The sequence below is a fragment of the Pseudomonas sp. ASL3 genome (assembly GCF_056680425.1).
The window spans coordinates 5,101,898-5,121,089 of record NZ_CM155281.1; the positions used below are offsets into that span (position 1 = coordinate 5,101,898).

At 60.1% G+C, this 19,192-nt stretch carries 21 protein-coding genes; 17 read left to right on the top strand and 4 right to left on the bottom strand.

The features are described 5' to 3' along the window. Positions 1-7 precede the first annotated feature (7 nt). Positions 8-1,471, top strand: a complete 1,464-nt coding sequence (selO, locus tag AC1MEE_RS23390) for a protein adenylyltransferase SelO (protein WP_480411892.1) — start codon at positions 8-10, stop codon at positions 1,469-1,471. Here the strand turns inward: selO and AC1MEE_RS23395 are convergent. The 3 genes from AC1MEE_RS23395 to AC1MEE_RS23405 form a co-directional block, all read right to left on the bottom strand. Continuing rightward, positions 1,410-2,258, bottom strand: coding sequence for a hypothetical protein (locus AC1MEE_RS23395; protein ID WP_480411893.1), 849 nt, complete (start codon positions 2,256-2,258; stop codon positions 1,410-1,412). The genes selO and AC1MEE_RS23395 overlap by 62 nt on opposite strands. 90 nt (positions 2,259-2,348) lie before the next feature. Beyond that, entirely contained in the window at positions 2,349-2,798 is a 450-nt protein-coding gene (locus AC1MEE_RS23400) for a hypothetical protein (protein WP_480411894.1), read from the bottom strand. Between the two features lie 421 nt (positions 2,799-3,219). Continuing rightward, the gene (locus AC1MEE_RS23405) at positions 3,220-3,621 is read right to left on the bottom strand and encodes a helix-turn-helix domain-containing protein (protein ID WP_480411895.1); all 402 of its coding nucleotides are present in this window, start codon (positions 3,619-3,621) and stop codon (positions 3,220-3,222) included. Positions 3,622-3,883: 262 nt separating this feature from the next. Here AC1MEE_RS23405 and trxC point away from each other — a divergent pair, with 262 nt between their 5' ends. Both trxC and AC1MEE_RS23415 read left to right on the top strand, forming a co-directional pair. Beyond that, positions 3,884-4,318 (top strand): thioredoxin TrxC, encoded by a 435-nt coding sequence (gene trxC, locus AC1MEE_RS23410; protein ID WP_480411896.1) that lies wholly within the window; start codon positions 3,884-3,886, stop codon positions 4,316-4,318. 131 nt (positions 4,319-4,449) lie between these two features. Further along, a complete protein-coding gene (locus AC1MEE_RS23415; protein ID WP_480411897.1) occupies positions 4,450-4,869 on the top strand; it encodes a PAAR domain-containing protein in 420 nt (139 codons plus the stop codon). 15 nt (positions 4,870-4,884) lie between these two features. Here the strand turns inward: AC1MEE_RS23415 and AC1MEE_RS23420 are convergent, their stop codons facing one another. Continuing rightward, positions 4,885-5,664 carry a ParA family protein gene (locus AC1MEE_RS23420; protein WP_480411898.1) on the bottom strand — a complete coding sequence of 260 codons (780 nt, stop codon included), beginning with the start codon at positions 5,662-5,664 and terminating at the stop codon, positions 4,885-4,887. Positions 5,665-5,939: 275 nt separating this feature from the next. On the opposite strand from AC1MEE_RS23420, the gene AC1MEE_RS23425 reads away from it, so the two are divergent. The 14 genes from AC1MEE_RS23425 to AC1MEE_RS23490 are packed head-to-tail and all read left to right on the top strand — an operon-like array spanning position 5,940 to position 19,187. Beyond that, positions 5,940-6,719, top strand: a complete 780-nt coding sequence (locus AC1MEE_RS23425) for a beta-ketoacyl synthase chain length factor (RefSeq protein ID WP_480416320.1) — start codon at positions 5,940-5,942, stop codon at positions 6,717-6,719. Then, entirely contained in the window at positions 6,695-7,507 is an 813-nt protein-coding gene (locus AC1MEE_RS23430; RefSeq protein WP_480416321.1) for a lysophospholipid acyltransferase family protein, read from the top strand. The genes AC1MEE_RS23425 and AC1MEE_RS23430 overlap by 25 nt, the downstream gene beginning before the upstream one ends. After that, the gene (locus AC1MEE_RS23435; RefSeq protein ID WP_480411899.1) at positions 7,482-7,742 is read left to right on the top strand and encodes a phosphopantetheine-binding protein; all 261 of its coding nucleotides are present in this window, start codon (positions 7,482-7,484) and stop codon (positions 7,740-7,742) included. The genes AC1MEE_RS23430 and AC1MEE_RS23435 overlap by 26 nt, the downstream gene beginning before the upstream one ends. A gap of 24 nt (positions 7,743-7,766) precedes the next feature. Then, the gene (locus AC1MEE_RS23440; protein WP_480416322.1) at positions 7,767-8,021 is read left to right on the top strand and encodes an acyl carrier protein; all 255 of its coding nucleotides are present in this window, start codon (positions 7,767-7,769) and stop codon (positions 8,019-8,021) included. Continuing rightward, on the top strand, positions 8,018-8,563 hold the full coding sequence (locus AC1MEE_RS23445; protein ID WP_480411900.1) for a COG4648 family protein: 546 nt from the start codon (positions 8,018-8,020) through the stop codon (positions 8,561-8,563). The genes AC1MEE_RS23440 and AC1MEE_RS23445 overlap by 4 nt, the downstream gene beginning before the upstream one ends. Next, on the top strand, positions 8,560-10,239 hold the full coding sequence (locus tag AC1MEE_RS23450; protein ID WP_480411901.1) for an ApeI family dehydratase: 1,680 nt from the start codon (positions 8,560-8,562) through the stop codon (positions 10,237-10,239). The genes AC1MEE_RS23445 and AC1MEE_RS23450 overlap by 4 nt, the downstream gene beginning before the upstream one ends. Next, positions 10,232-10,966: a glycosyltransferase family 2 protein gene (locus AC1MEE_RS23455; protein ID WP_480411902.1), complete on the top strand. Its 735-nt coding sequence runs from the start codon at positions 10,232-10,234 to the stop codon at positions 10,964-10,966. The genes AC1MEE_RS23450 and AC1MEE_RS23455 overlap by 8 nt, the downstream gene beginning before the upstream one ends. Beyond that, the gene (locus tag AC1MEE_RS23460) at positions 10,963-11,901 is read left to right on the top strand and encodes an LpxL/LpxP family acyltransferase (RefSeq protein WP_480411903.1); all 939 of its coding nucleotides are present in this window, start codon (positions 10,963-10,965) and stop codon (positions 11,899-11,901) included. Before AC1MEE_RS23455 ends, AC1MEE_RS23460 begins: the two co-directional genes overlap by 4 nt. Further along, complete coding sequence (locus tag AC1MEE_RS23465; protein WP_480411904.1) at positions 11,882-13,429, top strand: HAL/PAL/TAL family ammonia-lyase; 1,548 nt, start codon at positions 11,882-11,884, stop codon at positions 13,427-13,429. The genes AC1MEE_RS23460 and AC1MEE_RS23465 overlap by 20 nt, the downstream gene beginning before the upstream one ends. Next, entirely contained in the window at positions 13,419-13,844 is a 426-nt protein-coding gene (locus tag AC1MEE_RS23470) for an acyl-CoA thioesterase (protein WP_480411905.1), read from the top strand. The genes AC1MEE_RS23465 and AC1MEE_RS23470 overlap by 11 nt, the downstream gene beginning before the upstream one ends. After that, the gene (locus AC1MEE_RS23475; RefSeq protein ID WP_480411906.1) at positions 13,841-14,443 is read left to right on the top strand and encodes an outer membrane lipoprotein carrier protein LolA; all 603 of its coding nucleotides are present in this window, start codon (positions 13,841-13,843) and stop codon (positions 14,441-14,443) included. The genes AC1MEE_RS23470 and AC1MEE_RS23475 overlap by 4 nt, the downstream gene beginning before the upstream one ends. A 19-nt stretch (positions 14,444-14,462) precedes the next feature. After that, the gene (locus tag AC1MEE_RS23480) at positions 14,463-16,796 is read left to right on the top strand and encodes an MMPL family transporter (RefSeq protein WP_480411907.1); all 2,334 of its coding nucleotides are present in this window, start codon (positions 14,463-14,465) and stop codon (positions 16,794-16,796) included. Next, complete coding sequence (locus tag AC1MEE_RS23485) at positions 16,793-17,953, top strand: cation:proton antiporter (RefSeq protein WP_480411908.1); 1,161 nt, start codon at positions 16,793-16,795, stop codon at positions 17,951-17,953. The genes AC1MEE_RS23480 and AC1MEE_RS23485 overlap by 4 nt, the downstream gene beginning before the upstream one ends. Further along, the gene (locus AC1MEE_RS23490) at positions 17,940-19,187 is read left to right on the top strand and encodes an NAD(P)/FAD-dependent oxidoreductase (protein ID WP_480411909.1); all 1,248 of its coding nucleotides are present in this window, start codon (positions 17,940-17,942) and stop codon (positions 19,185-19,187) included. The genes AC1MEE_RS23485 and AC1MEE_RS23490 overlap by 14 nt, the downstream gene beginning before the upstream one ends. Positions 19,188-19,192 lie beyond the last annotated feature (5 nt).

Here is a 19,192-nt window from a genome sequence, read left to right on the forward strand (position 1 = left end):
ATGGCCCTTGAAAGCCCTCGACGAACTGACCTTCGACAACCGCTTCGCCCGCCTGGGCGACGCGTTCTCCACTTCGGTACTGCCCGAACCCATCGCCGACCCGCGTCTGGTGGTGGCAAGTACTGCCGCCATGGCGTTGCTCGATCTCGATCCGGCGCAGGCCGAGTTGCCAGTCTTCGCCGAAATTTTCAGTGGTCACAAACTCTGGGCCAGCACCGACGCTCGGGCGATGGTATATTCCGGCCATCAATTCGGCTCCTACAACCCACGCTTGGGTGACGGTCGCGGCTTGCTGCTGGGCGAGGTTTACAACGACGCCGGCGAGCACTGGGACTTGCACCTCAAAGGTGCCGGGCAGACGCCCTACTCGCGCATGGGTGATGGCCGCGCAGTGTTGCGCTCATCGATCCGCGAGTTTCTGGCTTCCGAAGCACTGCACGCACTGGGCATTCCCAGCAGCCGGGCGCTGTGCGTCATCGGTTCGAGCACGCCGGTGTGGCGGGAGAAACAGGAACGGGCGGCCATGGTCTTACGCCTGGCGCAGAGCCATATCCGTTTCGGCAGTTTCGAATACTTCTTCTACACCAAGCAGCCGGAACAACTGAAGGCGCTGGGCGAGCATGTGCTGGCGATGCACTTCCCTGAATGCCTGGAACAACCCGAACCCTATCTGGCGATGTTCCGGGAGATCGTCGAGCGCAACGCAGAACTGATCGCCAAGTGGCAGGCGTATGGCTTCTGCCATGGCGTAATGAACACCGACAACATGTCGATTCTGGGCATCACCTTCGACTTCGGCCCGTTCGCCTTCCTCGATGACTTCGACCAGAACTTCATCTGCAATCATTCCGATCATGAAGGCCGTTACTCCTTCAGCAATCAGGTGCCCATCGGCCAATGGAACCTCAGCGCCCTCGCGCAAGCCTTGACACCCTTCATCAGCGTCGAAGCCCTGCGCGAAGCCCTCGGCCTGTTCCTACCGCTGTATCAGGCTCACTACCTGGACCTGATGCGCCGCCGCCTGGGCCTGACCCGCGCCGAAGAGGCCGACGCCACACTGATCGAACGCTTGCTCAAACTGATGCAAAACAGCGGCGTCGATTACACCCTGTTCTTCCGCCGTCTGGGCGATGAGTCCGCCGCCGTGGCAGCCACCCGCCTGCGCGACGACTTTATCGACATCAAAGGCTTCGACGCCTGGGCCAGCGACTACCAGGCGCGCATCGCCCGCGAAGACAACGGCACCGAGCAACAACGCCAGACCCGCATGCACGCGGTCAACCCGCTCTACATCCTGCGCAACTACCTGGCACAAAAAGCCATCGATGCAGCCGAGGACGGCAACTACGAAGAAGTCCGTCGTTTGCATGCGGTGCTGAGCAAGCCGTTCGACGAACAGCCTGGCATGGCTAACTACGCGGAGCGTCCACCGGAGTGGGGGAAGCATCTGGAGATAAGTTGTTCGTCGTGAATTGGGATTGAGGGGGTGGTGAGGCCGCTTGCTTCTCGACCTCAGGTGCGGGTGCCCGAGCAAGAAACTCGACCAGCGTGAGAAAGTTGTTTTTCGGCCGAACACCTGGATCCGTGGCTTCTTGGTCGATCTTAATTTTCAGGCCGGCCGCATAATCTTCAGGGTATTGGGCCTGCTCGATACGCGGCAGCGCTTCATAGTGCGCGAGTACTTCGGTGAAAAAGGCAGGCGACTTGCCGGTGCGGTTGTATTCATCCATGCCTTGGGCCACCACTTTCTGCCGCCACGCTTGCTCCATAATTTGTGTACCCACCCAAGCGGCTCGCCGCTCATTCACGGTATAGGAACCCCTGTCATCGTAAGCGATCAGATTGAGCTGCTCACGGGACAGGCCAGCAAAAGGGCTCTCCGCAGCTCTGTCGCCCCCGGCAGTCCGGTTGACATAGTCCGTAGCGTGCTTGGCTCTGGCCAATAATTCCGGGTCATCGGTATCCGGGACTTCACTGTCGTGTTTGGCCTTGTTGGCGAAGTAGCGCTCACCCGAGAACTGATCGCTGAGCTTGAGAGCCAGATCACCGAGTTGCTTGTGATTCAGGCTGTTATTACGCACGTCTGCACGCGCTGCGCTTTCACCCAATTGACGAGAAAGCGTTGAAATGGTCGCGGGATCAGATGAGGCGGACGTGGATGTATTGACGCTGATATCTTCTATTGGAACTGAAACAGGATTGTTTGAGATAGACTGCACCTGACTGCTGACAACCGTAGCTTGAATATGATTGACCATTGGCTACTCCAACTTAAATATTCAGACAACCCCCATCACACGGATTGATGCACACCACGGACAGGGGTCTATAGATCAGCTAACCTCCCATTACTTCATTGTGAATTCGACTGACCACGCATACGTCGAGAAGTTAGTGGCTGTGATAGCCGCCGTACAGACAGCCCCTCCACTGGCGACTGCGCTTTTGTTCCATTTCGGCACTTTAACGCCACTGCGCACGAACGCATTGACGAATGTCGTTGAAAACTGACAAACCTTCGAGCCCATCTGATAGCGTACGACAGCATAATTGGCATCGGGAGAAAGATTGCTTTGTACCGTGTAAGCCTCAAAACTCCCTGCATCTACTTTGTGACTAGGTGTTGGCGAAGCATTGGCCTTAGTAGTCACCCCGTTGGAACCGAAGACCCTATATATTGCTTCTCCCGCCCCTTGATTCTTGAAAACAACATGCACCTTTGGCCCTGCCTGCGCGGTAACCGATGCAGTTACAGCGACTAGCGCCAACGAGAGAACAACCGGGTTAAAAATCCGCATAGTGATACTCCATACTTAACCGACAATAGACCGAATTCATTATTTTTGGATTGGACAACTAAATGCAGTTGAATCACTCATTACTTTGGACAGATATCCAGGTCCTCATCGTTCATAGGCAACTATTGAATTCAAGAAGGGGACTGATTGATTGCTTTCGCCAGAGACTACTGCGCCCGATGGCTGGGCACCACTCTCTGAACGGGTAGTTGACAGGGCGACGACGAAACCCGCTTTAGGCATTCCATGCCAGACAAACGCTTCGGATAGGACTATCCAGCAAGGAGCGCCACGCCGAACGGTCGCCGGAGTGAGGGAAGTATTAGGGGATTAGCTGTTCGTTGCCCACGACACATCATCAGAACGTGTCGCCATTTAGTAAAAATAGCGACACGTCACCGGATACAGTCTTCTGAGCGTTCTAGAAAAAAACGTCAGCAGGTACCGAGAAGCGCTCAGCCAACAAACGTACCTGTCGCAAATTAATCTGACGCTTTCCGGCGAGAATTTCGGAAATGACTGACTGCGTACCTATCTCAGGCAGGTCCCCCTGATTCAAACCATGCTCACGCATCAGATAGCGCAAGGCTTCTGTCCCGGAAACCACGGGCATGGGCCGATGCGCATGGTCATAAGCCTCAATCAGATCGCCGATCAATATGACCAGAGTGTTCAGTGGGTGGGCTTCATCTTCGCCGACGAGAGACAGCAGTTCATCCAGTGATTCGACCAGAGCGTCGTAATCAGCATCGGTTGCCGGCTTGCTCAGTAGCGGGGCGACGTAGCGCCAATGTTCAGCGGCTTGTTTGATAAGTGCGCTCATGTCCTACTCCCTCCACTTGCCCTTGTCGCACCAGACAAAAAAATATCGCAAATTGCGATACCTCAAAAAAGTGATTTTGTTTCTCTTCAGGGGCGCGTGAGCACGATCAACCCTGAAAATCCTAGCCAACGCTTGTTGGTTCGCAACGTTCAATCCGAGATCGATCCATTCAAAATGATGCAGACACCAGAACACGCCACGCTTGATAACCTCGACAATTGACTCCAACTCAATGACATTGGCCAAACACTTGGAGCCCCCCATGTCCGACCCACTCATGATCCCCTGCCCACACTGCAACGGGCTCAATCGCATCCCCGCCGACCGCCTGGGCGATCAGCCCAAATGTGGGCGCTGCAAGGCGCAGGTGTTGCTCAGCAAACCTTTCGAATTGACTCAGGGCGATTACGCCAGCCAGATAAAAGGCGATCTGCCGCTGTTGGTGGATGTCTGGGCCGAGTGGTGCGGACCGTGCAAGTCCTTCGCACCGATTTTCGAGCAAGCGGCCAGCCAGCTATCCGGGCGCTGTCGGCTCGCCAAGCTGGACAGCGAAGCCCATCAGCAACTGTCGGCTCAGCTGGGCATCCGCTCGATCCCCACCCTGATCCTGTTCAAGAATGGTCAGGAAGTCGCACGCCAAAGTGGCGCGTTCCCACTGCCGCAGCTGCTGGCCTGGTTGCAAAGCCAAGGGGTTTAGGCGTTTTCTGGCCCAGGTGTCCGCGCTGACTTTCCTGTAGGGCAATTCCTAAACAGGTTTTCCCGGCCCTCGCCGCTGCGTTTTACTTCTAGCCTTCCTTACTCCATTTGCACAACGGATAAGGAATATCTATGGTTTATGTCATCAGGGAAGGTGATCTCACGACCACGAGCGGCTTCGTCATAACCGCTTCCGCAAAGGCCGCCGTGCAGCTTCGCAAGCTGGCGAGAATGGGCGATCCAGTATGGTGTCCGGCGTGTGAATGCGTCGGTTATATCGCTGAAGGCAATCCGACATTCATTGATGAGTATGTCGCCGTAGCGACCCACGGCCAGGTGGTGCAATGCGCTTGCCCGCTGGGCAGTCATCGATTGTTGGCAAGCCCGGAAAGCGTTCCGGCAGATATGGAAGCGACCATATCCATTCCGCCAGATCTCGCCGATGCCGCGCGAATGACCGCCGAACAGATGTCACACGCCATCTTCGAAGGCTCTTTGCGCGAGAAATTGTTCTCGCCGCTGCGGCTAACCCGGCCAGCGCAACCCGGCTAACCACTGCGACATTGCTCAACGCTGAGGGCCGGACTCCAGCAGACTGTGCAGCTCCACAAACTGCTGGGTCAGCTTGTGGCGGGGCTCAAGATGAATCAGCGGAATGTTGGCCTGATGTGACTCACGCATTTTCACCGAGCTGTTGAGGTAGACCGGCAACACCGGCAGGCCTTCAGCGATCAGCTCATCGAGAATCTGTTGCGGCAGGCTGGCGCGGGACTGGAACTGATTGACGATGATGCCCTCGACCTCCAGGCCCTCATTGTGGTCTTCCTTGAGTTCGTCGATTTCCTTGAGCAGGCCGTAAAGTGCCTGACGGGAAAAGCTGTCGCAATCGAAGGGGATCAGCACTCTATCGGCGGCAATCAGCGCCGAAACCGCATAGAAATTCAGCGCTGGCGGCGTATCCAGGTAGATACGTTCGTAGTCCTCGTCCAGTTCATCCAGCAGTTTTCGCAGTTTATTGATCTTGTGCTTGGCCTCGAGCTTGGGTTGCAGGTCCGCCAGTTCAGCCGTGGCGGTCACCACGTGCAGGTTGTCGAAGGGTGTTTCGTAGATATCGACCTGACTTTTTTTGGCGAACGGGCCGGACGACAGGGTTTGCTTGAAGAAGTCAGCAATCCCCATGGGGATGTCGTCGCCGGTCAAACCGGTGAGGTACTGGGTCGAGTTGGCCTGAGCATCAAGATCGATCAAAAGCGTCCGATACCCTTCGTTCGCGCTGACCGCCGCCAGGTTGCAGGCGATGCTGGACTTGCCCACCCCGCCCTTCTGATTGAACACCACGCGCCGCATGCAAAGACCTCCTTGGTTCTGTAAATGGCCCAGATGAATGGGACCGAGTCTAAGCAAAGCGTGGGACAAGGGCGAGCGCTTCATATAAAAAGAGACACTGGTAGCGGATTCAGACTTACACCAGCAATAGCACTTTCCCACATAGCAATGTAAGAATGTAAAACGACTAAGCGTAGGAATGCGTTCCTGTAAATGAACTATTTGTAACGGCGTTTGCTACTCGCCAGCCTCATCGGGATAATACGCACCCTCTCGGCCAAAAGCGTCGCGCCATGATGGGTGTCGCTCGGGAGACCGCAGCGAAAGGCAAGCCCGCAGGGGCGGGAAGAGAATTCGTGATTACGTTCAACATCGCACAATGGCGCGCCTGGGCCCCCGGCCTGGAAACGGTCGAGGACTGGCAGCAATGGAGCCTGAGCCCGTCGCCTGTAGCAAGTGGCGACGCGGCACCCGATGTCTCGTTTTTACCGGCCATGCAGCGCAGACGCCTGAGCCGTCTGGCACGGATGGCCTTCAGCGTCGGCTGGCCATTGGCCGAAGGTCGTGAGCAGTTGCCGCTGGTGTTCGTCTCGCGCCATGGCGAAACACCGCGCACCTTCGACATCCTCAGTGACCTCGCTACCGACCAACCGCTGTCGCCCACCCAGTTCAGCCTGTCAGTGCACAACGCAGTGATTGGTTTGTGGTCGATCATGCGCGGCGAAACCAGTGAAATGACCTCGTTGGCCGCCGCCGGTGATGGTCTGGAACATGGCATCGTCGAAGCCTGCGCCCTGCTCGCCGAGGGTGCACCCGCCGTACTGCTGATTGTCTCCGAAGAGCAACCGCCACACGCTTATGCCAACTGGATCGACGATGTACCCTTCCCTTATGCGGTCGGCCTGTTACTGACCCCAGGCACGGACTGGCAATTGTCCCTTGGCCCCGGTAGCGAAAGCCTGCCCCGCGCCGAGTGGCCTCACGCCCTCAACTTCCTGCGCACGCTATTGAGCGAGCAGACCACCTGCCAGCATTCATGGAAGAACCGGGTGTGGAGTTGGCAACGACACCCCTGAACAAACGCCGCGACGCCTATTATTGGCGTCTGCTGGCGACCGCGCTGAGCTTTGCCCTCTTCGGGGTGGGTGGCCTGTGCCTGCGGCTGGTGATTTTCCCCTTGTTTAGCTGCCTGCCCGGCGATGCGCACAGCCATAGGCAGCGGGCCCGACGCACCATCGGTCAGCTGTTCTGGCGGTTTATCCGGTTCATGAAGCGCACCGGAGTCCTGACCTACGAAGTCCAGGGCGCGGAAAAACTCGGGCGCCCGGGGCAGATGATCATCGCCAACCATCCGTCGCTGATCGATGTAGTGTTTTTGATCGGGTTGGTGCGCGATGCCAACTGCGTGGTCAAACAGAGCTTGTGGCAGAACCCTTTTACCCGGGAGGCGGTACGCTCCGCCGATTACATCAGCAATGACGGCAGCATGGACATGCTCGATACCGCCGCAGCCGCTCTACAAAGCGGGCAGACGCTGATCATCTTCCCCGAAGGCACGCGCACCCGACCCGGGCAGGTACCTGCCTTTCATCGTGGCGCCGCCGCAATTGCCCTGCGGGGTGCGAAACTTGTCACCCCGATTACGATCCAAGTCAGGCCCAGTACCCTGACCAAGGCCGAACCCTGGTATCGCATCCCGCAACGCCGCGTGCACTTCAGTCTGCGCGTCGGTGCCGATATAGATCCACAAGCCTTTGCTGTGCTTGGCCCGGCGCCTATGGCCTCGCGCAAGTTCAACGATTATCTACATCAATACTTTATCAAGGAGCTCGCCAAAGATGAGCGATCTGCACCTGGAAATTAAGCAACTGATCATCGACTCCCTGGGTCTCGAAGACATCAGCCCCCATGACATCGGCAATGACCAGATATTGTTCGGCGAAGGTCTGGGCCTGGACTCGGTGGACGCCCTGGAACTGGGTCTGGCCATCCAGAAACGCTATGGCATCAAGATCGACGCCGAAGCCAATGACACCCGCAACGATTTCACCAGCGTGGACAGCCTTGTGGCGTTCGTCAGCACCAGACAAGTGGCCTGAGGAATGACCATGCAAGACCGCGTCATTCAAACCCATGAAGACATCTTCAACACCCTGCGCAGTGCGCTGGTTGAGCTGTTCGAGCTTGAACCCGAGCGTATCAGCCTGCGGTCCGACCTGTATCAGGACCTGGAAATCGACAGCATCGATGCGGTGGACCTGATCGACCACATCAAACGCAAGACCGGCAAGAAAATTGCCGCAGAAGACTTCAAATCCGTGCGCACCGTCAACGACGTGGTCGAGGCGGTCTACCGTCTGGTCAACCCGGCCGCATGAGTCGGTTGATCAGCCTCGGCCTGTTGCTGGCAGGAGCGCTGTACCCCTTTGCCGTGTATTTCGGCATGGGACATTTCGCGCCCTGGCAGTTCGCCCTGTTGCTCGGAGGGCTGTGGCTAGCCCGGGCGCTGACTGGCGAACGGCGTCCTGGCAGTCTGGGGATGGCGATTGCCGCCATTGGTTTCTGCCTGTTGCTGGGGTTACTCGACAGCCCGCTGCTGTTGCGCTGGTACCCGGTGCTGGTCAGCGGGTTCATGTTGAGCCTGTTCGGCCTCAGCCTGATCTATGGTCCCCCCGTCGTCGAACGATTGGCGCGCTTGAGTGAACCCGACTTGCCCGAGATCGCTATCCGCTACACCCGACAGGTGACCAAAGTCTGGAGCCTGTTTTTTCTGTGCAATGGCCTGCTCGCAGCGGCATTGACCCTGTGGGCACCGCTGAGCTGGTGGACGCTGTACAACGGCTTGATCGCTTATGGCCTGATGGGTCTGCTGTTTGCCGGTGAATGGCTGTTGCGCCAACGTGTAAGAGGCCGTGCATGAATTGGATATCACTTGAGCACCTGTTGCTCGAGGCTTTGCCGGCCCGTGAACTGACGATGGCCCCGCCCCTTGATCACGCCCGATTCTGCGAACAGGCCCTGAGCGTCGCCGCTGGCCTGCAGGCCCGAGGCATCAAGCGCCTGGCGGTGCACCTGGAGGACGCCGGCGAGCTGGCCGTGGCCTTGTTTGGCGCCTGGCGCGCCGGGGTCAGCGTGTTATTGCCCGCCGACCTGCAAGCGCAAACCCGCGAGCGCTGGTCGAGCGAAGTCGATCTATGGCTCAGCGACCAGACCGGCGACACACGGCTGGATGACGTACAGGCCGCGCCGCTGTCGCCCGCAGCCCTGGATCTCGACGCCTGTCGACTGAGCCTGTGCACATCCGGCTCCAGTGGCGAACCGAAGCTGATCGAAAAGCGTCTGCGGCAACTGGCCAATGAAGTCGACGCGCTGGAGCGCCTGTGGGGCGCGGATCTCGGCACGGCCTGCATCATCGGCAGCGTCGCCACCCAACATATCTATGGCTTGCTGTTCCGCGTGCTATGGCCGCTGTGTGCCGGACGCAGCTTTGTACGCAAACAGCTGCCATTTCCCGAAGACTTGCAGCGAACCAGTCGCGAACACCCAACCTTTGCCTGGGTCGCCAGCCCGGCTTTGCTCAAGCGCATGAGCGACCATCTGGATTGGCCGGCGTTGAGCAAGGTGCGGCGCGTGTTCTCCTCGGGAGGTGTGCTGCCCGCTGAGGCCGCGCAAAGCCTGCACCAGCGCCTGGGCCAATGGCCGACCGAAATTCTCGGCAGTTCGGAAACCGGCGGCATCGCCTGGCGTCAGGGCGACAGGCTGTGGCAGGGCTTTGAAGGGGTGCAACTGAGCCAGGACAGCGACGGCGCGCTGCGCATCGAATCGCCCTACTTGCCCGTCGGCCATGTCGAACACACCGCCGACGCCGCTCGTTTCAGTGCTGATGGCCGTTTCGAATTGCTCGGGCGTCTGGATCGCATCGTCAAACTTGAAGAAAAACGCATCTCGCTGCCGCAACTGGAACGCGCGCTGGAGACTCATGACTGGGTCAGCGAAGTGCGCCTGGGCGTGGTTCAGGAAAACCGGGCCTCCCTGGGGGCCTTGATAGTACTCAGCAATAGCGGCCTGCACGCCCTGCGCAATCAAGGCCGACGCGCGCTGACCGAGCAACTGCGCGAGCATTTACGCCCGCATTGCGAGGCCATCGCCCTGCCACGTCGCTGGCGGTTGTTACGCCAGTTGCCGTTTAACGCTCAAGGCAAACTACCCCAGGCCGAGGTCGAGGCCCTGCTGCTCGCAGCTCGTCCCCAGGAACCGGAACTGCTCAGCCAGCAGCATGTTGACGGCGAGTTGCGCCTGGAATTGATCGTCCCACCGGATCTGGCTTACTTCAGCGGACACTTCCCCCAGGCCCCCGTACTGCCCGGCGTGGTACAGGTCGATTGGGCGCTGAACCTGGGTCAGCGCCTGCTGGACCTGCCGCCCAGATTCGCGGGTATGGAAGTGTTGAAGTTCCAGCAATTGGTGCGTCCCGGTGATCAGGTCGTGCTGACCCTGCGGTTCGATGCCAAACGCAGCAAATTGCATTTCGCCTACCACAACACCGAAGCAGCCTGCTCCAGCGGCCGTATCGTGCTGGAGGCCGCCCATGCATAAGCCCTGCGCTGTGATCCCGGTCTACGACCACGAACGGGCGGTGCCCGCGGTGGTGCATAAACTGCTGAAGGCGGGTCTGCCCTGTGTGTTGGTGGACGACGGCAGCAGCCCGGGTTGTGCCGCTGTGCTGCAAGCGCTGGCCGGGCAAGAGAACGTCTATCTGCTGCGCCTGCCGATCAACCAAGGCAAAGGTAACGCGGTGATGGTCGGCTTCCGCGAAGCAGCGCGCCTGGGTTTCACTCATGCACTGCAAGTGGACGCCGACGGCCAGCATGACCTGAACGACGTCACACTGTTTCTCGACGCCTCGCGCAGCCACCCAAACGCCTTGATTTGCGGCTATCCGCAATACGACGCCAGCGTACCCAAGGTCCGCCTGTATGCACGCTACCTGACCCACGTCTGGGTCTGGATCAACAGCCTGTCATTGCAGATTCGCGATTCAATGTGTGGCTTCCGGCTCTACCCCCTGGCACCGACCGTCAAGCTGATTGACTCGGTGCAGGTGGGCAAACGGATGGACTTTGACTCGGACATCATCGTGCGCCTGTCCTGGCGCAATCAGCCGATGCGCTGGCTGCCCGTTCGGGTTCATTACCCGCAGGACGGCCTGTCGCATTTCCGGCTGTTCCGCGACAACGTACTGATCTCGAAAATGCATGCCAAGCTGTTTTTCGGCATGCTGGCGCGTCTGCCCCTGATCCTCTGGCGACGGTGGCAGGCATGAGTCAGCCGACCAAGCATTGGGCCGCACATAAGGAACGTGGCAGCTTCCTGCTGATGCAGCTGATGGCCTGGGGCGTGCGCCGTCTCGGGCGACGACTGTTGACCCCGGTGCTGTACGGCACCGTCCTGTACTTCTTTGTGTCTGGCCGTGGCGCCAGACGGAGCGCCTGGCAGTACCAGCAGCACCTGGCCGACTGGAGCGGGCAATCGATGCTACGCCCCACGCGCTGGCGCGTGTTCAAGCAGTTCATGGCCTTCGCCGATTCGCTGCTGGACAAGCTTGACGTGTGGAACGGCAAGCTGCGATTGGAGCAGATCGAAATTATCGATCACGCCCTGCTGCGCCCCCGACTCCGCAGCGGACAAGGGCAAATGCTGGTGGGCGCGCACCTCGGCAACCTGGAAGTCTGCCGCGCGCTGGCCGAACTGGGCGAACGAGTCACCATGAACGTGCTGGTGCACACCAAGCACGCCGAACGTTTCAATCGCCTGCTGGGCGAGGCCGGCGCGACCAATCTGCGCCTGATTCAGGTCAGTGAGCTGGACCCGGCGATCATGCTGCAATTGAGCCAACGCCTGGATCGCGGCGAATGGCTGGCCATCGCTGGCGATCGCGTCGCGCTGCATGGCGGGCGCAACGTGCAGGTGGATTTCCTCGGTCACCCGGCCGCCTTCCCGCAAGGCCCATGGTTGCTGGCCGGCCTGCTGAAATGCCCGATCAATCTGATTTTTTGCCTGAAAGGCACCCATGGTTATCGAGTGATCCTCGAGCCCTTCGCCGAGGCCATTCAATGGCGCCGCAGCGATCGCCAACAGGTGATCGCCGAACACGCCCAGCACTACGCCGAACGCGTCGGCCACTATTGCCTGGAGGCGCCGCAGCAATGGTTCAATTTCTACCCATTCTGGAAAACCAATGACGACCCAAGCGCTTGAACCGGTAACCTTCGGCGAACGGCCGTTGCAGATTGAAGAGGTGCTGGCACTGGCCAATCGCCAAGTGCGGACGCAGTTGCAGAGCGACGCCACATTTCGCCAGCGCATCGCCAAAGGCGCACAATTTCTTGATTCCCTGCTGGACAAGGAAGGTGTGATCTATGGCGTGACCACCGGCTATGGCGACTCCTGCGTGGTCGCGGTGCCATTGCAGCACGTCGAGGCGCTGCCGCGTCATTTGTACACCTTCCATGGTTGCGGCCTCGGCAAGCTGCTTGATGCGCAGGCCACCCGCGCGGTGCTGGCGGCGCGCTTGCAGTCCCTGTGCCAGGGCGTTTCCGGGGTTCGCGTGGAGTTGCTGGAGCGCCTGCAGGCGTTTCTCGATCAGGACATTCTGCCGCTGATCCCGGAAGAGGGTTCGGTGGGCGCCAGCGGTGATCTGACGCCGCTGTCGTACGTCGCCGCAACCTTGTCCGGTGAGCGCGAAGTGATGTTCCGTGGCGAACGCCGCGAAGCCAGCGACGTGCACCGCCAATTGGGCTGGGACCCGCTGGTCCTGCGGCCGAAAGAAGCGCTGGCCTTGATGAACGGCACCGCAGTGATGACCGGCCTCGCTTGCCTCGCATTCGCCCGCGCCGATTACCTGCTGCAACTGGCAACCCGCATCACCGCGATGAACGTGGTCGCGTTGCAGGGCAATCCCGAGCATTTCGATGAGCGCCTGTTCGCCGCCAAACCCCACCCTGGGCAGATGCAAGTCGCCGCGTGGTTGCGCCAGGATCTGGCCATCGATGCACCGACCGCGCCCTTGCACCGCTTGCAGGATCGCTACTCGCTACGTTGCGCGCCGCATGTGCTGGGGGTATTGGCCGACAGCCTGAACTGGCTGCGTTCGTTTATCGAAATCGAGCTGAACAGCGCCAACGACAACCCGATCATCGACGCCGAAGCCGAGCGGGTGCTGCACGGCGGTCACTTCTACGGCGGTCACATCGCCTTCGCCATGGACAGCCTGAAAACGCTGGTGGCCAACGTCGCCGACCTCCTGGATCGGCAACTGGCGCTGCTGGTGGACGTGCGTTACAACCATGGTCTGCCGAGCAACCTGTCAGGCGCCAGCGCCGAGCGGGCGATGCTCAATCACGGCTTCAAGGCGGTGCAGATCGGCACCAGCGCCTGGACCGCCGAAGCCTTGAAAAACACCATGCCGGCCAGCGTGTTCTCACGCTCCACCGAATGCCACAACCAGGACAAGGTCAGCATGGGCACCATCGCCGCCCGTGATGCGATCCGAGTACTGGAATTGACTGAACAAGTCGCCGCCGCCACCTTGCTCGCAGCCAATCAGGGCGTGTGGTTGCGCAGTCAGGCAGAAGATGCACGCCCCCTGTCGCCCGCGCTGGCCGCCATGCACGAGCAACTGCGCGAGGACTTCCCGCCCGTGATCGAAGACCGCGCGCTGGAAGGCGAACTGCGTCTGTGCCTGAAACGGATCGCCGATCGCCACTGGAGGCTGCATGCGCAGTAAAGGCCTGATCCACGCGGACACTGAAGTGGTGGTGCCATTTTTCGACATCGACATGATGAACGTTGTCTGGCACGGCCATTACATCAAGTACCTGGAAGTCGCCCGCTGTGCGTTGCTCGATCAACTGAACCACAACTACACGCAGATGCGTGAGGCCGGCTACGCGTGGCCGGTGATCGACTTGCAACTGCGCTATGTGCGCGGCGCAGTTTTTGGCCAGCGGCTGAATGTGCGTGCCAGTCTGGTCGAATGGGAGAACCGCTTGAAGATCAATTACCTGATCAGTGACGCCGTCACGGGCGAGCGCATGACCCGTGCCACCACCGTTCAGGTGGCTGTGAACATGGCCAGCCGCGAGATGCAGCTAGCCTCGCCCAAGGTTTTAATCGAAGCGGTACAGAGAGCATTGCCATGAGCCGCCTTTCCAGAGCGCTGTGTGCCCTTGCACTGCTTGGCCTGTCATCGTTGGCCAACGCCTTCGATCTGCAACAGCTGAGCGCGCAACTGGCGAAACCTTCGGTGATCCATGGCGACTTCATTCAGGAAAAACACCTGCGCGCCCTGCCCCAGCCACTGACCAGCAAAGGCAAGTTCGTGCTCGCCAAAGACTATGGGCTGCTTTGGCTGCTGGCGACGCCCCTGAAACAGGACTACCGGATCAACGCTGCCGGCATTGCCCGCCGTGATGCCCATGGCTGGCAAATGCTGCCGAACAAGAGCGCTGGTGCCGAGCAAAATCGGCTGTTCCTCGCCGTCTTGCAAGGTGACAGTAGCGGCCTGCAACGTGATTTCGACCTGCAACTGAAGGGTGACCCACAGGCTTGGCAACTGACCCTGACCCCGCGTTCAATGCTGCTGCAACAGGTATTCAAGCAGATCAATATCAACGGCGGCGAGCTGGTTCAGCGCATCGAGCTGCTGGAAACCCAGGGCGACAGCACCCTGCTGCGCATGATCGACACCAGCAGCGCCGACAGTTTGAGCGATGCGGAGCGCCACGACTTTGTTGAGTAAACGCGGGTTGACTGGACGCATGCCGATTGAGCGCTGGCTGCCGCGCCTGTTTCTGATCCTCTTGCTGGCAGCGCTGGTCCTGGCGGGTTGGCAATGGCGCAACGGTCCACCCTTATCGGCCAACTTGATGGAACTGGTGCCCGGCTCAACCCCGGATGCGCTGGAGCAGCGCGCCGAAGAACGGATGCAGGAACCGCTCAACCGAGAGATGCTGGTGCTGGTCGGCCACAAGGATCGCCAGAACGCCATCGATCTGGCCCGACAACTGGGCGAACAATGGCAAGCCAGTGGGCTATTCGAGAAGGTTCAGTGGAACCTGCAAGCCGACATCCCCGGTCTGCGCCAGCAACTGCTGCAGGGTAGGCTGGCGATGCTGTCGGCGGCGGATCGCAGCCAGTTGATCGAACAACCCCAAGCTTTTATTCAGCAACGTGTGCAAAGCCTGTTCGACCCCTTCACCGGCTTCAGCCTTGTGCCCAGCCAGGATGACTGGCTCGGCCTGACCGGACGCATTCAAAACAGCCAACCACAGCATGGCTCGGTGCAGCTGGATATCGGCAGTGGCGCGTTGATTGCCACCGCCGACGGCAAAAACTGGGTGCTGCTGCGCGCGCGAACCAAAGGTAATGCGTTCGACATGCACCTGCCCATACAGGTCGCAGACCTGCTGAGTGCGGCGCGCGAGCAAGCCCGCCAGGGCGATGCGCAATTACTCGCCGCCAGCGGTCTGTTGTACGCCGCCAACGGTCAACGCCAGGCCACCCGAGAGATCACCTGGGTCGGCGGCGGGGCCACGCTGGGCATTTTATTGTTGCTGCTGCTGGCCTTCCGCCGGTGGCGCGTGCTGCTGGCGTTCGTCCCGGTGGTGGTAGGCATGTTGTTCGGCGCGGTGACCTGCGTGGCGCTGTTCGGCCATATGCATGTGATAACGCTGGTGCTTGGCTCCAGCCTGATTGGCGTGGCGGTGGACTACCCGCTGCACTATCTGTCGAAAAGCTGGAGCCTCAAGCCTTGGCGCAGTTGGCCTGCCCTGCGTCTGACCCTGGGGGGCCTGAGCCTGAGCCTGGTCACCAGTTGCATCGGCTATCTGGCCCTGGCCTGGACACCTTTTCCGGCCCTGACTCAGATTGCGGTGTTCTCCGCCGCCGGTCTGGTCGGCGCTTACCTGACCGCCGTGTGCCTGCTGCCGGCGATGCTCAACAACCTCGAACTGCGCCCGGCCAACTGGCCGCTGCGTATCGCCGAGCACCTGTTGAGCTGGCGTGAAGCGCTGATCAGTCGTGTCCGTACGCCCGTTCTGCTGGGGCTGTTGCTGTTGTTCTGCGCGGCCGGACTGTGGCAACTGACCAGCAAAAATGACATCCGCCAATGGGTCGGCACGCCCCCGCAATTGATGGCCGAAGCACAAGCGATTGCCCGCATCACCGGCTATCAGCCGACCAGTCAATTTTTCCTGGTGCGCGCTGCCGATCAGCAACAACTGCTGGAACGGCAGACCGCGCTGAGCCAACGCCTCGATCAACTGGTCAGCCTCGACAAGTTGCAGGGTTATCTGGCGCTCAACCAATTGCTGAGCCCGCCCACCGAGCAACGCAAGGTACGCGATGCGCTGAACCAATTGTCACTGTATTGGCAGCCGTTGATTGATCTGGGTGTACCAATAGGCGCGCTACAAGCTGAGCTGGCGCGCTTGCAGGCGCTGCCAGTCGAAGACATCGACATGGCCTTGGCCGGCCCGCTGGGCGAGCCCTGGCGCACGCTGTGGCTCGGCACGACGACCGACGGCGTAGCCGGCATCGTCAGCCTGCAAGGCTTGAACAATGCCGCGTTGTTGCGGGTACAGGCGCTGGACCTTGAGGGCGTAAAGCTGGTGGATCGTCTCGGCGATTTGAACGATGTGTTCGCCGCCACACAAATCAGCGCTGCGGAGCTGAAGCTGCTGTCCTGTGGCTTGATCGTGTTGCTGCTGATTCTGCCCTTCGGTCTCAGTGGCGCACTACGGATCGTCGCGTTGCCGCTGCTGGCGGCACTGTGCAGTCTGGCCAGCCTCGGTTGGCTGGGTCAGCCGCTGACCCTGTTCAGCCTGTTCGGGCTGCTGTTGGTCACGGCCATCAGCGTCGATTACGCAATCCTGATGCGTGAGCAGGTCGGCGGTGCAGCGGTCAGCCTGCTCGGCACCTTGCTTGCGGCTGTCACCACCTGGCTGTCGTTCGGCCTGCTGGCGATTTCCAGCACACCTGCGGTGAGCAATTTTGGCCTGTCGGTGAGTCTCGGTCTGGCCTTCAGCTTTATGCTCGCGCCTTGGGCCGGCCGCCGGCCGCATGCACAGGCCGTCGCCGAGCCTGCGACATGATGATCGCTCTGTTCTGGTTGCTGGCCTTGCTGCTGTTTGCGCTGGCGACACGCTTGGGTCACTACCTGGGCCTGATCCCCATCGTCAGCCAATTGCTGCTGGCGACGTTCGGCCTGCCCTTGCTGATGCTGTTCTGGATCGAGCCGCAATGGCAACTCAGCGGCGCGCAGCTGGTGGAGCCTGTGTGGCTCAAGACCCTGTATGGCCTGAGCTTCGCCCTGTTGCTCGGGCATATCCTCAGCGACGTGATTGAGCTGCGCATGGACCGGCAAAGCCTGAAAGTCGCCGTGCCCAGTTTTTGCGTGCCGTTTTGCTGCGGGCTGGCCTGCGCGTTCTGGCTGCTGCCAGAGCAAGCGTGGCTGAGTTCGCTGGCGGTAGGGCTGGTGTTCGCGATCACCGCGATCCCGGTGCTGTATTTGTACCTGCGCCACATTGACTACCCGCCCGCGGCCACTCGACGACTGGTGCAGACCGCGATCCTGATCGACCTGACATGCTGGAGTCTGTTCGCCGTCGCGCAAGGCACTCTGCACCTGAGCAGTCTGCTGCTGCCTCTGCTAGGCGCCTGCGTGCCGTTGCTCTTCAGGGCGTTGCGTCTGCGCCAGCCGCTGGTGTACAGCCTGACCTTTTTTCTGCTGCTGGTGGTCGCCGAACATTACAAGCTCAACGCGCTGATCTTCGGCATCGGCTACCTGTTTTGCATGGCCTGGCTCAAGCAATCCTTTGTCCTGCCGTTAAAGCCCGCACTGTTCAAACGCTTGCAGAACTTTCTGGCGATCCCGCTGATCCTGACGTTCGGCATCGTGCAGATCAATGTACACAGCGTCGTCAGTAGCCTCAGCTGGCTGCAACTCGGTGCGCTGCTGGTGCTGCCGATCGCCAGCAAAGTGCTCGGCAGCTGGCTCGGCCTGCGCTGGGCCACGCCTTCGTTTGCAGGCGCCAGTCGCTGGCGTGAAAGCCTGCTGCTCAATATCCGCGGCTTGAGTGAGATCGTCTTCCTCAACCTGCTGCTGCAACAACAGCTGATCAGTCCGGCGCTGTACTTCGCGCTGATGCTGATGGGCTTGATTGCGACCCTGATACCCGCCCTCGCAGGCATCAACCGAATGATTGTCAAACCCGCCGAACAGGCGAGGAGCCCTTATGCCAATAGCTGAAATGCAACGACGCCAAGTAGTGGTGATTGGTGCTGGCCCCTCTGGCGCCATCGCCGCTACGCTGCTCAAGCGTCAGGGGCACGACGTGCTGATCATCGAGCGCCAGCTTTTCCCGCGCTTTTCCATCGGTGAAAGCCTGCTCTCGCACTGCCTGGATTTCGTCGAAGAAGCCGGCATGCTCGAAGCCGTGCAAGCCGCTGGCTTTCAGTTGAAGAACGGCGCGGCCTTCGCCTGGCGTGAGCGCTATACCGATTTCAATTTTGGCGACACCTTCAGCCAGGGCAAGCCGACCACCTTTCAGGTGGAGCGAGCCCGCTTCGATAAATTGCTCGCCGATCAAGCCGAACTGCAAGGCGTGGAAATCCGCTATCAGGAAGAAATCACCGCCGCTGATTTCGACGGTCCGAAACCACAGCTACGCGCGCGCCGTGAAGATGGCAGCGAGTACACCCTCGAAGCGGATTTCGTCCTCGACGCCAGTGGCTATGGCCGCGTACTGCCGCGATTGCTCGACCTCGAAGCACCGTCGAACTTCCCGATTCGCCAAGCGGTGTTTACCCACGTCGAAGACCACATCGATGACCCGCGTTTCGACCGCGACAAGATCCTCATCACCACTCACCCCGAACATCGCGACATCTGGTTCTGGCTGATCCCCTTCAGCAACGGCCGCTGTTCGCTGGGGGTAGTCGCCGCGGCAGAGCGTTTCAAGGACAAGCCGCAGGATCTGGATGCCTGCCTGCGTGCATTCATCGACGAAACGCCGAACCTCAAAGGCTTGCTGCAAAACGCGGTGTGGGATACCCCGGCGCGGAACATCGGCGGTTATTCGGCCAATGTAAAAACCCTGCACGGCCCAGGCTTCGCACTGCTGGGTAACGCGGCAGAGTTCCTCGATCCGGTGTTCTCTTCCGGCGTGACCATCGCCATGCGTTCGGCAAGCATGGCCGCCGGCCTGCTGCATCGTCAGCTGCAAGGCGAAACCGTCGATTGGAGAACCGAGTTCGCCGTGCCGCTAAAACGGGGCGTGGATACCTTCCGTGCTTACGTCGAAGGCTGGTATGAAGGCGGTTTTCAGGATGTGATCTTCCACTCCGGCAGCTCGCCGGAGATCCGCCGCATGATCAGTTCGATCCTCGCCGGTTATGCCTGGGATGAGCGCAACCCCTTTGTCAGCGAGGCCAAACGCCGTTTGCGGGTACTCGCTGAAGTCTGCGCGAGTTCGGCCGAATGAGCGCT